The organism is Rhodospirillales bacterium, from assembly GCA_016699855.1.
GTDB lineage: Bacteria > Pseudomonadota > Alphaproteobacteria > Reyranellales > Reyranellaceae.
Genome location: CP064988.1, coordinates 838,210 through 851,416, shown reverse-complemented (window position 1 = coordinate 851,416; position 13,207 = coordinate 838,210). Strand labels below are relative to the sequence as shown.

Below are 13,207 nucleotides of genomic sequence, written 5' to 3'. Positions count from 1 at the left end.
CGCGGTCCGGCTAGGTCCGCGCCGCCGCCCGCTTGCGCGGCGGCGTCTGCACCACGGGCGCCAGTTCGCGCGCCACCAGCGAGGCGGCGCGGCGCTCCTCGGGCACGGCGCGGTACAGCGTGTCGCGCTGCCGGGGCTGGCGGTCGATCGAGCGGATCAGCGCTTCCATCTCGGCCGGCGGGAACTCCTGCCCGTGCTGGGTGCCGGCGGCGCGCGAGATGCTCTCGTTCATCAGCGTGCCGCCGAGGTCGTTGGCGCCGGACCGCAGGCAGATCGCCGCGCCGGCCGGACCCATCTTCACCCACGACGTCTGGATGTTCGGGATCAGCGGATGCAGCGCCAGCCGCGCGACCGCGTGCATGATCACGGCCTCGCGGAAGGTCGGTCCGCGGCGCGCCATGCCCAGCCGGTACATCGGCGCTTCCATGTGCACGAAGGGCAGCGGCACGAACTCGGTGAAGCCGCCGGTCTCGGCCTGCAGGTCGCGCAGGGCCAGCAGATGCCTGGCCCACGACAGCGACGTCTCGACATGGCCGTACATGATCGTCGACGTCGTGCGCAGGCCGGTCCGGTGGGCGGCGCGCTGGACGGCGAGCCACTGCGCGGTATCGATCTTGTCGGGGCAGATCAGCGCCCGGACCTCGTCGTCGAGGATCTCCGCCGCCGTGCCGGGCAGCGTGCCCAGCCCGGCGTCCTTGAGCCGCGCCAGGAACTCGGCGACGGGCAGGCCCAGCGTGGCCGCGCCCTGCGTCACCTCCAGCGCCGAGAAGGCGTGGATGTGCATGTCCGGCACCGCGTCCTTGATGGTCCGGCAGATGTCGAGATAGGTCTCGCCTGTGTAGTCGGGGTGGATGCCGCCCTGCATGCAGACTTCGGTGGCGCCGCGCTCCCACGCCTCGAGGGTCCGCCGGCGCACCTCGTCGAGCGCGAGGTCGTAGGGCGCGCCGCGCAGATCCTCGTGCGTGCGTCCCTTCGAGAACGCGCAGAACTTGCAGCGGTAGTGGCAGATGTTCGTGTAGTTGATGTTGCGGTTGACGACGTAGCGCACGACGTCGCCGCTGACGGCCCGGCGCAGCGCGTCGGCGGCCTGCGTGACGTGGCGGTAGTCGGCGTCGCGCGCCGCGAACAGCCGGACGATCTCGCCGGATCCGAGACGCTCGCCGGACGTCGCGCGGTCGACGATGCGGACCACCTCCGGGTCGACCGTCCGGGCCAGCGTCATGGGCGTCGGCGGCGGCTCGGTGTTGCCGGGCGACCAGTCGTCGTCGCGCGCGAAGCCCTCCGAATCGCTCATGCGGCGGGCGCGCGTGGCGATCTCCGGCGCCAGCCAGGTATCGGCGGCGCGGACGTACGACGGATAGACGGTGAGCCGGTTGACCAGCAGCTTGCCGGCCTCGGCGCTGCGACGCGCCAGGTCGGCGATGGCAGGCCACGGCGCCTCGGGATTGACGTGGTCGGGGGTGACGGGAGAGACGCCGCCCCAGTCGTTCAGGCCCGCGCCGACCAGTTTCTGGTAGATGCCCGGCGACAAATTCGGTGGCGCCTGGACGCTCATGTCCGGTCCGAGGATCAGCCGCGCCACGGCGATGGTCCAGAGCAGGTCGTCCAGATCGGGCTCGTCGGCGTCGGCCAGCTTGGTGTCGGGTTTGGCGCGGAAATTCTGGACGATCACTTCCTGGATGTGGCCGTGCGCGGCGTGCAGGTCGCGGATCGCCTCCAAGGCGTGGATGCGCTCCTCGCGCGTCTCGCCAATGCCGATCAGGATGCCGGTCGTGAACGGCACCTTCAGCTCGCCGGCCAGCCGGATGGTCTCCAGCCGCGCCGCGGGGTGTTTGTCGGGCGAGCCGAAATGCACGCCGCCCCGTTCGCACAAGCGCTCGCTGGTCGATTCCAGCATCATGCCCTGGCTCGCCGTGACCTTGCGCAGCGCCGCGATCTCCTCGCGCGTCATGACGCCGGGATTGGCGTGCGGCAGCAGACCGGTCTCCTTCAGGACCAGCGCGCACATCGCCGTCAGGTAGTCGATGGTGGTGGCGTGGCCGAGCGCGGCGAGCGCCTCGCGCGCGGTGTGGTAGCGCAGCTCCGGCTTGTCGCCCAGGGTGAACAGCGCCTCGGTGCAGCCGGCCGCTTGGCCGGCGCGGGCGATGGCCAGCACCTCGTCGGGCGAGAGGTAGGCCGGCCGCGACGCGTGCGGCCGCTCCGCGAAGGTGCAGTAGTGGCAGACGTCGCGGCATAACTTGGTGAGCGGGATGAACACCTTGCGCGAATAGGAGATCAGCCGGCCGTGGCCCCCGTCGCGCAGCGCCGACGCGCGCGCCATGAGTTCGGCCAGCGGGATGTCGACATACCGCTCCGTCGCAGGACCGCCGCTCGCCGTCATGATTGCCGTGTCCTTACCCGGGCTCGACCACACACCGCGGCAGGACGCGCTTGCCGCCTTCCCGCCGCCGCCGCATGGTGTCGCATCGTCGCGAGCGGCGCAATGCAGGGAAGGAAGCACGCCATGCAGATCGGCTTCAACGCGCCCACGGCCGGCGCGCTCTACGGGGTGGAAGACCTTACACGGATTGTGGTCGGCGGCGAGGGGCTCGGCTACGACTACGCGACGTTCAGCGACCACGTGGTGATCCCGACCGACATCCACGCGACCTACCCCTACAGCGCGACCGGCGAGTTCCCCAGCGGATCGCGCGGCGGCCGCCACGAGCAGCTGACCGAGATGGCCTACGTCGCCGGCATGACCCGGAAACTCCGGCTGGTCTCGTCCGTCATGGTCGTACCGCATCGGCCGGCGGTGCTCACGGCCAAGATCCTCTCGACCATCGACGTGCTGTCGGGCGGCCGGCTGGTGCTGGGCATCGGGGCGGGGTGGCTGAAGGAGGAGTTCGAGGCCATCCAGGCGCCCGACTTCGAGGCCCGCGGCAAGGTCACCGACGAATACATCGCGGCGTTCAAGGAGCTGTGGACCAACGACGATCCCACATTCGCCGGTGAGCACGTGAAGTTCGACAAGATCGTGTTCGCGCCCAAACCGGTGCAGAAGCCGCATCCGCCGATCTGGGTCGGCGGCGAGAGCGGACCCGCGCTACGCCGCACTGCCAAGCTGGGCGACGCCTGGTATCCGATCGGCACCAACCCCGCGAACCCGCTCGACAGCCTCAAGCGCTTCAAAACCCAGGTCGCGCGGCTGCGCAAGATGACGGCGGAAGCCGGGCGCGATCCCGGCGCGGTCGGCCTCACCCTGCGCGTCACCGCCTATGGCGAAGGCGTGCCGGCGCTGGCCGGCGACGGCGAGCGCCGCCTGTTCGCCGGCAAGCCGGCGGAGATCGCCGCCGACATCCGGGCGCTGCGCGACGCGGGCGTCGGCTGCCTCGATTTCGGCGTGCCCGGGAACACCGCCGACGAGGTGCTCGGCAACATGGCGAAGCTGCGCAGCGAGGTGCTTTCGCTGGTCTAGGGCGGTCTATTTCCTGGCGAACACGACGCCGTTGCTCCACTCGATACGGATCGCGCGACGGCCGGCATCGGTCACGCCTTTGCCGGTGCCCGATCCGTCGCCGAACCGGCCGCCCTTCCACGACGCCTTGACCGCCGCGCCGTCGATCGCGCCGGCGGCGATCTCCCCTCCCAGGCCCGGGTTCGTCCAGGTGAAGGTCATGTCCGGCGGGGTGATGTTGTAGACCGTGTTCATGGCCGTCCAGGTGCCGCCGATGACGGCCGCCGCGACCGACCCGGGGCAGCTGTCGATGCGCCGCGCCACGAAGACGGCGCGCCTTCTGGCGCCGTGGTCGCCCGAAGCGTTGGAGCCGGGGCAATCGCAGCCGCCCAGCGCGATCGGCACGCACGTCCCGTGGGCCCGGTGTTTGTCGTCCGGCTTCAGATTGCCCGCCCGCCACAGGTCGTAGTCGGCGCTGGGGATCTCGATGAAGCCCAGCGCCTCAGACAGGCATCTTACCTCCGACAAGGCCGGCGCCGCGGACATCGAATAGGGGGCGCTCGCAACGATGGCGGCCGGAGCCGGCTACCCTGCCGCCGCGCCCTACCCGCCGGCCGCTGGCGCCGCCTCCCCCGAGGAACGATGACCCGAACGACGGTCCGATCGACGCGACCTAGGTATCGAGCTTGCGGATGATCGCGGCCCACTTGTCCATCTCGGGCAGCACCTCGTCCAGTTTCGCCGACTTGAACGTGATGATCACGCGCGAGACGCCGCCGTCGCGGTCGCGCCTCAGCAGGTCGGCGTCGGGTTTGGCGCCCCAGATCGTCACCGGCACGCTGGCGAGATCGCGGTCGGCCTCGGCCGCCATCTGCCGGAAGTTGGGCATCAGGTCGAAGACGTCGTCGTACTGCTTGCGCGCGCGGTGCGGGATCCAGCCGTCGCCGTAGCGCAGCGCGCGGCGGGCGGAGAAGGGGAAGGCGCCGCCGACCAGGACCGGCGGGTGCGGCTTCTGCACCGGCTTGGGCCACGCCATCATCGGATCGAAGTTCACGAACTCGCCGTGGTACTCGGCCTTCGATTTGGTCCAGATCTCCTTCATCGCCTCGATCCGCTCGCGCGCCAGCTTGTGGCGGCTCTCGAACACCGTGCCGTGGTTCTCCATCTCGTCCTGGTTCCAGCCGTTGCCGATTCCGAACAGGAAGCGGCCGTTGGAGACGTGGTCGATCGAGGCCACCAGCTTCGCCGTCTGGATCGGATCGCGCTGCGCCACCAGGCAGACGCCCGTGCCGACCAGCAGCCTCGTCGTGGCCGCCGCCGCCGCTGTCAACGCCACGAACGGGTCCATCGCGTCGTAGTATTTCTTCGGCACCTCCCCGCCGCTGGGGAATGGCGATTTGCGCGACAGCGGTATGTGCGAATGCTCCGGCGCCCACAGCGAATCGAAGCCGCGCTCCTCGAGGGCCCGGCCCATCTCGGCCGGCGTCATCGAGTAGTCCGTGAAAAAGACGGCGCCGCCGATCCGCATTGGTTCCCCCCTCGCCATGTCGGCCGCGATCCTAGCGCCTGGGCCAGCGCGACGCCACGCGCGGCAGCACCCTCTCGATGAGCTCGCGGGTCTGCGTCAGCACCGCCTCGTCGTCGGCGCCGAGCGGCCGCAGGATGAATTTGGACACGCCGGCGTCGACGTACTCCGCCACGCGCGCGAGGACCGTGTCGACGTCGCCGACCGCGAACACCGCGCGGGGATCGCGGCCGGTGCGCTTCGCGTAGGCGTCCATCGCCTTGGCGACCACGGGATCGGTCGCGCTGCCCAGGTGGAAGGCGAAGCCCGCGCCGTAATGGTCCTCGTCGATCGCGCGGCCGGCCTCGGCGGCGGCGGCCTTGATCGCCGCGACCACGCGTCCCGCCTCGGCCGGCGTGTCGCCGCCGGCCTGCCATCCGGTGCCGTACCGCGCGGTGCGGCGGATCGCGGCCTCGGTCGAGCCGCCGATCCACATCGGCAGATCCGGCTGCACCGGCCGCGGCGCGATCGAGACGCCGGACAGCTTGTGGAAGACGCCGTCGAAATCCACCGACTCCTCGCGCCACAGCCGCGAGATGATCTCCAGGCACTCGTCGGTCCGCCGCCCGCGCGTCTTCGTGTCGATGTTCAGCGCCTTCCACTCCGGCCCCAGCGGCGAGCCGATGCCGAAGGCCGGCAGGAGACGCCCCTCCGACAACGTGTCGATCGTGGCGCATTGCTTGGCGAGCAGCACCGGATCGCGGAACGCCAGCGACACGACGTTCATGCCGAAGCGCATCCGCCGCGTGCGGCCGGCCAGCGCCGCCATCGTCGTCATCGACTCGAGAAACGGCTGACGGCCGACGATGCGATCGGTCTGCCAGATCGAGTCGACGCCGCCCGACTCGCACATGTCGACCCAGCGCCACCACGCGGCGGCGCCGGAAAACGGGAACTCGGCGCAACCCAGGCCGATGGCGACGCGCATGCGTGGACTCCTCGTCGCGTCTAGGGCGCCGCCGCCGCGGCCTTCAGGCGCGGCGCCACGTCGCGCACGAAGCGCTCGAGGCTGGCGTCCATCTGGTCCGGCCGCATGCCCGGCGGCACCGCCCAGGTGACCAGGTCGGTGATGCCGTACTCGCGCACGAAGGCGGTCAGCTCGCGCACGCAGTGATCGACATCGCCGACCACCCAGCTCTGCGGGATGCTGGCCTCGCGCGTGTTTCCGGCGACGCCGCCGGCGGAACCCTCGCCGGCGTTGAAGCTGCGGTAGACCTCGCCGCGGTAGCGCTCGGCGGCGCGCACCGCCGGCCAGTCGCGCTCGCGGTCGTCGGTGACCAGGCACGAGCGGATGATGCCGACGCGGTAGGTGTCGGGGTCGCGGCCGGAGCCGCGTAGCGCCGCGCGCCACGGATCGAGCACCGCCGTCCGGGCCCCCTGGGGCAGGAAATTGCTGTCGAACTTGGCGGCGCGCTCGGCGCCGGCGCCCGACATCGCGGCGATCCACAGCGGCGGGCCGCCGGCCTGGACGTAGCCCGGCCGGATCACCACGTCCTCGAAGGTGTAGCGCTTGCCGTGGAAGCTGAACCGCTCGCCCGAGAAGCAGCGGCGCAGCACCTCGATGCCCTCGTCGGTCAGCGACACGCGACGCGACACCGGCAGGCCGAACCCCTTGAACTCGTGCGGCGCGTAGCCCATGCCGACGCCGAGTTCGACGCGCCCGCCGCTGAGGTTGTCGAGCACCGCGAGATCCTCGGCCAGCCGCACCGGATGGTTGAACGGCAGCAGGCAGACGTCGCTCGACAGCTTCACGCGCCTCGTGCGCGCCGCGATCGCACCGGCGACCGGAATCCACGACGGCAGGTAGCCGTCGTCGAGGAAGTGGTGCTCGGTGAACCAGACGAGATCGAGGCCTAGCCGGTCGAGCGTGGCGATCTGCTCGATGATCGCGGCGTAGAGGCTGGGATTGTCCATCCCCGATTCCGGCGTGTTGCGGAAATCGTAGACGCAGCCGATCCGGAGCGACGGTCGCATGGCGGTACCTCCGCGGGCGGTCAGTTCAACCGCGCCGCCTGCGCCATGACCTCGATCGCCTCGGGCTGGCGCGAGCGGACGCTCAGCGTGTCGATGCCGCAATCCTCCCACGCGCGGTAGCGCTCGCGGATGCGCGCCGGCGGACCGACCAGCGACTTCAGATCGACCCATTCGTCGGGCACCGCGGCGATCGCCTCGTCCTTGCGGCCCGCGAGGTAGAGCTCCTGGATGCGCTTGGCGGCGTCGCCGAAGCCGCGGCGCGTCATCAGGTCGTTGTGGAAGTTCTTGTCCTTGTGGCCCATGCCGCCGACGTAGAGCGCGACCTCCGGTTTGAGCTCGGCCAACGCCGCCTTCACGTCGTCCCGCACCTCGACGTGCACCGACGTCTGGATCTCGAAATTCCTCAGGCTCTTGCCGTTGCCGGCGCGCCGGAAGCCCTCCTCGAGCCACGGCAGGTACTCCGCAATCGAACCGGGCACGATCCCGGTCGGCATCCAGCCGTCGGCGACCTCGCCGGTCAGCTTGACCGTCGCCTCGTTGACGGTCGCGAGGTAGATCGGGATGTCGGGGTTCATGTGCAGGATCGATTTCAGCGGCTTGCCGATCCCCATCGCGCCCTCGCCGGTGTAGGGCAGTTGGATCTCTCGCCCGGCGTGCGTCACGGGTCCCTCGCGCTTGAAGATCTTGCGCATGATCGCGACGTAGTCCTTGAGTCGGTAGTACGGCCTGCCCCAGGGCTGGCCATACCAGCCCTCGACGATCTGCGGCCCGGAGACGCCGATGCCGACGATCGTGCGGCCGCTGCCGCACATCGCGTCGATGGTCGCCGCCGACATGGCCGCGTTGGCGGGCGTGCGCGCCGCGAGCTGCATGATGCCGGTGCCCAGCTTGATGCGCTTGGTGTGCGCGGCGAGGAACGCCAGCGGCGTGACAGCGTCGGAACCATAGGCCTCGGCCGTCCACACGGAATCGTAGCCGAGCTCCTCGGCCCGCTGCACGAGCTTGACGGGGATGTCGAGATGCGCGCCGGAGTATCCAAGCGACAATCCGAGTTTCATCGAGTCGTTCCTCCCACCGGCGGCCCGCCCGGACAGTTGGGGGCGCCGTTTCCAGTGCGAAGGATACGGAGCGCCACCGCCCATGAACAGACGCGCGTGGCGGCCGGGACGCAGCCATGCCTTCCGCCGGCGCGCCTGTCGGGCGGCTCATTGCGGTGCGTCAAGGCGCCGGCGGCGGGCGTGATCGACATTTGATCAATTGCATCCATGAGGAGTCGACCATGGTCGCCGCCAGATGGTTTCTCGCGTTAGCCTGCGCTTTCGCGGTCCAGACCGGCGGAGCGGCGGCGGTCGACGACGACCCGAGGGTCGTCCGCTGCCTCCAGCTGGCGGCGCTCTACGAACGCTATGTCGCGAAGACGGCGACGGCGACGTCGACTCCTTCGGTGGCCGTGAGCGTGGCGATCGAGCGGTGCCGGCAAGGACGCGCCGACGGCGCCTTGGAGACGTTGGAGTCGGCTCTGCGCGCGCAGGGGTTCCGCATCTGACGCCGCGCCGCGTGCCTCGCCTTGGGCGCGGCGCTACTTTCCACTCCCTCTGGTCCGGGCAGGGTTGTGCGCGCCCGTCACCCGGCACCGCCGCCGCCCCGACGGACTGAGAGCCTTCGATGACGCGCGAGAGCCGTTTCAACATCCTCTACGCCGTGCTCGCCGAGATGGCGATCGTCGCGGCGCGCGACTATTGGCAGCACAGCCGCAGCGTCGACCACATCGCGTATAGCGAGTTCCGCGCATTGCTCGAGGCCGGGCGCATCGCGGAGATCGCCGTCGGGGACACCTACATCCGCGGCACGCTGGCGGCGCCCGCCGGCGGCGAGAAGCGGGAGTTCATCACCAGCCGCCTCGACCCGGATCTCGCCGACTACCTCGCCAAGCACAAGGTGAGGTACACCGCGGAGCACGACTCCGGGCTCCTCAAGACCGTGCTGTCGTGGATCGTGCCGACGGCGCTGTTCTTCGGCGTCTGGATGTACCTCGCGCGGCGGATGGCCGGGATGGGCGGCGGCCTGCTCTCGATCGGCAAGAGCAAGGCGCGGATCTACCTCGAGAGGTCGCCGGGAGTGACGTTCGCCGACGTCGCGGGCGTAGACGAGGCCAAGGCCGAGCTGCGCGAGATCGTCGACTTCCTGAAGGACCCCGTTTCGCACAGCCGGCTCGGCGCGCGCCTCCCCAAGGGAATCCTGCTGGTCGGTCCGCCGGGCACCGGGAAGACGCTGCTGGCGCGCGCGGTCGCCGCCGAGGCCGGCGTCGCGTTCTTCTCGATCAGCGGGTCCGAGTTCGTCGAGATGTTCGTCGGGGTGGGGGCGGCGCGCGTGCGCGACCTGTTCGAACGCGCCCGTGGCCACGCGCCGTGCATCATCTTCATCGACGAGCTCGATGCGCTCGGCCGGGCGCGCGGCACGTTCACGCACGGCGGACACGACGAGAAGGAGCAGACGCTCAACCAGCTCCTCGCCGAGCTCGACGGATTCGACCCGAAAGGCGGAATCGTCCTGCTTGCGGCCACCAACCGCCCGGAGACGCTGGACCCGGCCCTGCTGCGCGCCGGCCGGTTCGACCGGCAGGTGCTGGTCGACCGGCCCGACCGGAAGGGGCGCGCCGACGTGCTGCGCGTCCATGCCCGGAAGGTCCGTCTGGCGGCTGGAGTCGCCCTCGAGGACGTCGCCGCGCTCACGCCGGGTTTCACCGGCGCCGACCTCGCCAACCTGGTCAACGAGGCGGCGCTGCTCGCGACCCGGCGCGGCGGAGACGACGTCACGCTCGACGATTTCACCCAGGCGATCGAGCGGATCGTCGCGGGCCTCGAGAAGAGGAACCGGATTCTCAACCCCGGCGAGCGCGAGCGGATCGCCGTCCACGAGATGGGGCACGCGCTGGTGGCGATGGCGCTCCCCGGGTCCGACCCGGTCCAGAAGGTCTCGATCATTCCGCGTGGAATCGGCGCGCTCGGACACACCATCCAGAGGCCGATCGAGGACCGCTTCCTGATGAGCCGGGAGGAACTCGAGCGCAAACTGACCGTGCTGCTCGGCGGACGCGCCGCGGAGTCGCTGCGGTTTCCCTCGGTGTCGACCGGCGCGGCGGACGACCTCCGCAAGGCGACCGATATCGCGCGCGCGATGGCGGCCCGGTTCGGCATGGAGACGGAGCTGGGCCCGGTCGCCTACGACGCCGAGCCGTCGCCGTTCCTCGGGCCGCTGCTGGAAGCCCAGCCCGGGCCGCGGTGGTACAGCGACGAGACGGCGGCGACGATCGACGCGGCGGTGCTGCGCATCGTCGAGGGCGCGCTGAAACGGGCCCGCGCGATCCTGGAGTCGAACCGCGGGTTGCTGGAGGAGGCGGCGCGGGATCTGCTGCGGAGCGAGACGCTCGGCCCGGCCGAGATCGCGTCGCTGCACGGGCGGGTCGCGCCCGGCGGCGGCGCGTAGGCGGAGGACGGTCGTGTTCGCGATGGTGATGCGGGGAGCCGGGCGGGCGCTCGAACCGGTCGAGCAGCCGGACCCGTCGCCCGGTCCGGGGCAGGTTCTGGCCAGGGTCGACGCGTGCGCGGTCTGCCGCACGGATCTCCACGTCGTCGACGGCGAGCTCCCGCATCCGAAGCTGCCGCTCGTCCCCGGGCACGAGATCGTGGCGACCGTCCTCGCGTGCGGTCCCGGGGTCGCCGGGTTCGGGCCGGGGGCGCGGGTCGGCATCCCGTGGCTGGGCTGGGCGTGCGGCGATTGCGATCACTGCCGCTCGGGGCGGGAGAACCTTTGCGACGAGGCCAGGTTCACCGGCTACCAGATCGACGGCGGCTACGCGGACCGGGTCGTGGCCGACGCGCGGTTCTGCTTCGCGCTGCCGGACTCCTACGACGACGCCCACGCCGCGCCTCTGCTCTGCGCCGGCCTCATCGGCTACCGGTCGCTCGTGAAGGCCGGCGACGCGCGACGTCTCGGGATCTACGGGTTCGGTGCCGCGGCCCACATCGTCGCCCAGGTCGCGCGGTGGCAGGAGCGCGACGTCTACGCCTTCACCCGCGAAGGCGACGTCGACGCCCAGCGCTTCGCGCGCGATCTCGGCGCCGTCTGGACCGGGCCGTCGGAGGCTCGGCCGCCGGTCGCTCTCGACGCGGCGATCATCTTCGCGCCAGCGGGTTTCCTGGTGCCGCTGGCGCTGCGGGCGGTGCGGCCCGGCGGCCGCGTGGTCTGCGGCGGCATCCACATGAGCGACATACCCGCGTTCCCCTACGACGCGCTCTGGGGCGAGCGCGAGCTCGTGTCGGTCGCGAACCTGACTCGCCGCGACGCGGTGGAGTTCCTGCGCATCGCGCCGCTGGTGCCGGTGGTCGTCGAGATCGAGCGGTTCCGGCTCTCGGACGCGAACGCGGCGCTGGACGCGCTCCGGGCCGGCCGTCTCCGGGGAGCCGCGGTCCTGATCCCCTAGACGGGCGGCGGCGCCGGTTGCCAACCGCGGTCTCCGCGCCGCATATTCGTCCGGCGGACGGCCCGCCGAGGCGGGGCCGCCGCGATCTTCGGTTGGGGGTGGCGATGGCGACGGCGAATCTATTTGGCGTGGCGCGGCGCGCGGCGATCGCCGCGGCCGCCCCTCTGGCGCTCGGCTCCGGCGCGATGGCGCAGGAGAAGGTGCTGAAGGCGGTGATGCACGCCGACGTGCGCGTCATCGACCCGATCTGGACGACGCAGACCATCGCGAACATCCACGGAATGCTGGTCTACGACACGCTGTTCGGCAACGACTCGCAGATGGTGCCGAAGCCGCAGATGGTCGGGAAGTACGACGTCAGCGCCGACAAGCTCGTCTACACGTTCACGCTGCGCGACGGCCTGAAGTTCAGCGACGGTTCGCCCGTGGCGTCGAAGGACGTCATCGCGTCGCTGCGGCGCTGGGGCGCCAAGGACGGCGTCGGCATCCGCCTGTTCGGATTCGTCGACAAGCTCGAGGCGGTCGACGACAAGACGTTCCGCATGACGCTGAAGAAGCCGTACGGCATGGTGCTGGAATCGCTGGGCAAGACCAACAGCTCGGTCGCCGTCATCATGCGCGAGAAGGAGGCGATGACGGAGCCCAACACGCAGGTGAAGGAATCCGTCGGCTCCGGCCCGTTCATGATGGTCAAGGAGCAGTGGGTTCCGGGCAGCAAGGCGGTCTACGTCAAGAACCCGCACTACGCGCCGCGTCCGGGCAACGAGCCGGCGTCGGCGTTCGCCGGCAGCAAGATCGCCGGCGTCGACCGCATCGAGCTGGTGTGGATCTCCGATTCGCAGACCGCGATGTCCGCCCTGGTCAACGGCGAGATCGACTTCTACGAGAACCCCGGCATCGACTTCCTGCCGATCCTGGAGAAGAGCCGCGGCGTCAAGCTGATGAAGACCGGCGACCTCGACAGCACCCACGGCATGATCCGGCTCAACCACCTGCATCCGCCGTTCGACAACGTGAAGGCGCGGCAGGCGATGTACCACCTGATCAACCAGGAGGATTTCCTGCGCGCCATCGTCGGGAACCCGGCCTACTACCGCGTGTGCCACGGGCTGATCACCTGCGGCTCGCCGCTCGCCAACGACGGCGGCAGCGCGCTGCTGAAGGAGTACAATCCCAAGAAGGCGCTGCAGCTTCTCAAGGAGGCCGGCTACAAGGGCGAGCCGATCACCATCCTCGCCGCGACCGACCACAACACCATCACGCCCGCGACGCAGGTGCTGATCCAGGCGATGCGCGAGGCCGGCATCAACCTCGACGTCCAGTCGATGGACTGGGGCTCGGTCGTGTCGCGGCGCGCCAAGAAGGAGCCGCCGGCGCAGGGCGGCTGGCACATCTTCGTCACGACCACCGGCGGCGTCGGCTCGGCCAACCCGGTGCTGCACACCTGGATCGGCGCGGCCTGCGACAAGGGCCTGTTCGGCTGGCCGTGCGACGCCAAGATCGAGGAGATGCGCAACGCCTTCGCGTTCGCGCAGACCGACGACGAGAAGAAGCGGATATCGCGCGAGCTGCAGACGCGGGCGATGGAGCAGGTCGTCTACATCCCGTTCGGCCAGTGGACGACGCCGCTCGCCTACCGCGCCGACCGCATCGAGGGCATCGTGCCGAACACCGGCCTGGCCGTGCTCTGGGGCATCCGGAAGAAGTAGGGGAAATGGGCGCCCCCGTCCCCGCCCCGCCGCGGGAGCGG

General features: G+C 70.6%; 11 protein-coding genes. 5 read left to right on the top strand and 6 right to left on the bottom strand.

The annotated features are described in order from the left end of the window. Positions 1 to 10: 10 nt before the first annotated feature. Positions 11 to 2,380 (bottom strand): 5-amino-6-(D-ribitylamino)uracil--L-tyrosine 4-hydroxyphenyl transferase CofH, encoded by a 2,370-nt coding sequence (gene cofH, locus IPK81_04065; protein QQS13431.1) that lies wholly within the window; start codon positions 2,378 to 2,380, stop codon positions 11 to 13. 102 nt (positions 2,381 to 2,482) lie between these two features. On the opposite strand from cofH, the gene IPK81_04060 reads away from it, so the two are divergent. Beyond that, a complete protein-coding gene (locus IPK81_04060; protein ID QQS13430.1) occupies positions 2,483 to 3,457 on the top strand; it encodes an LLM class F420-dependent oxidoreductase in 975 nt (324 codons plus the stop codon). A gap of 6 nt (positions 3,458 to 3,463) precedes the next feature. Here the strand turns inward: IPK81_04060 and IPK81_04055 are convergent, their stop codons facing one another. The 5 genes from IPK81_04055 to IPK81_04035 form a co-directional block, all read right to left on the bottom strand. Next, the gene (locus IPK81_04055) at positions 3,464 to 3,982 is read right to left on the bottom strand and encodes a hypothetical protein (protein ID QQS13429.1); all 519 of its coding nucleotides are present in this window, start codon (positions 3,980 to 3,982) and stop codon (positions 3,464 to 3,466) included. 127 nt (positions 3,983 to 4,109) lie between these two features. Next, positions 4,110 to 4,964: an LLM class F420-dependent oxidoreductase gene (locus IPK81_04050; protein QQS13428.1), complete on the bottom strand. Its 855-nt coding sequence runs from the start codon at positions 4,962 to 4,964 to the stop codon at positions 4,110 to 4,112. A 31-nt stretch (positions 4,965 to 4,995) separates the two neighbouring features. Then, positions 4,996 to 5,928, bottom strand: coding sequence for an LLM class flavin-dependent oxidoreductase (locus tag IPK81_04045; GenBank protein QQS13427.1), 933 nt, complete (start codon positions 5,926 to 5,928; stop codon positions 4,996 to 4,998). 20 nt (positions 5,929 to 5,948) lie between these two features. Next, entirely contained in the window at positions 5,949 to 6,974 is a 1,026-nt protein-coding gene (locus tag IPK81_04040; GenBank protein QQS13426.1) for an LLM class flavin-dependent oxidoreductase, read from the bottom strand. A gap of 20 nt (positions 6,975 to 6,994) precedes the next feature. Then, entirely contained in the window at positions 6,995 to 8,032 is a 1,038-nt protein-coding gene (locus IPK81_04035; GenBank protein ID QQS13425.1) for an LLM class F420-dependent oxidoreductase, read from the bottom strand. A gap of 221 nt (positions 8,033 to 8,253) precedes the next feature. On the opposite strand from IPK81_04035, the gene IPK81_04030 reads away from it, so the two are divergent. The 4 genes from IPK81_04030 to IPK81_04015 all read left to right on the top strand — a co-directional run bounded on the left by IPK81_04030 (position 8,254) and on the right by IPK81_04015 (position 13,166). Next, complete coding sequence (locus IPK81_04030; GenBank protein ID QQS13424.1) at positions 8,254 to 8,520, top strand: hypothetical protein; 267 nt, start codon at positions 8,254 to 8,256, stop codon at positions 8,518 to 8,520. Positions 8,521 to 8,639: 119 nt separating this feature from the next. Further along, a complete protein-coding gene (gene ftsH / locus IPK81_04025; protein ID QQS13423.1) occupies positions 8,640 to 10,460 on the top strand; it encodes an ATP-dependent zinc metalloprotease FtsH in 1,821 nt (606 codons plus the stop codon). 22 nt (positions 10,461 to 10,482) lie between these two features. Continuing rightward, entirely contained in the window at positions 10,483 to 11,457 is a 975-nt protein-coding gene (locus tag IPK81_04020; protein QQS14947.1) for a zinc-dependent alcohol dehydrogenase family protein, read from the top strand. 104 nt (positions 11,458 to 11,561) lie between these two features. After that, the gene (locus IPK81_04015; GenBank protein ID QQS13422.1) at positions 11,562 to 13,166 is read left to right on the top strand and encodes an ABC transporter substrate-binding protein; all 1,605 of its coding nucleotides are present in this window, start codon (positions 11,562 to 11,564) and stop codon (positions 13,164 to 13,166) included. Positions 13,167 to 13,207: the final 41 nt, after the last annotated feature.